The 490-nt window shown below is 54.5% G+C and carries 1 protein-coding gene; it reads right to left on the reverse strand.

The genetic code is table 11. The annotated features are described in order from the left end of the window. Positions 1-473, reverse strand: a 473-nt coding sequence (locus tag FQZ95_RS27045; RefSeq protein WP_160530477.1) for an Ail/Lom family outer membrane beta-barrel protein, incomplete at its 3' end; no start/stop codon positions are given. Between the last annotated feature and the right edge of the window lie 17 nt (positions 474-490).

A 490-nucleotide genomic window follows, 5' to 3' on the forward strand; every position in this document is an offset into this window, starting at 1 on the left:
AGAGACGTGTTGCTGTGGCGACCGTCATCACTTCCGGTCAGCACGTCGTGCGTTTTCCCCTTGTTGTCAGTTACGCGGAGATAATCCCCGGAGAAAGTCGAAACACGGCTGTAAGCCATACCCGCCATCGCATACGCGCTGAACCATTCATTCACGCGCACAGACGGCCCCGCCATCACGCTGAACCAGCGGTTACGCACTGAATCTTCATGCCAGCGGGTATCGCTGTAACGGGTAAGCTGGCGATTCTTGTCTCCTGCATAGCTGAATGACGTCACCAGCCCCAGTGTGTCCGTAAACTCATAACGGTATTTCACGTTAATCCCGTTAAGATCATCGCTGCCGGGAACGTTCGTCAAGGCATGAAGATACCCCGCGCTCAGCGTGGACTGATGTTCAGACGCCCATGCAGGCGCACCGGATACGGCCAGACAAATGGCTGCGGACAAAATGGCGGCATAAAGTTTACGCATAATTACCTCTCGCTTTT

This window comes from Escherichia sp. HH41S, assembly GCF_009820115.1.
GTDB classification, from domain to species: Bacteria; Pseudomonadota; Gammaproteobacteria; order Enterobacterales; family Enterobacteriaceae; genus Escherichia; species Escherichia coli_F.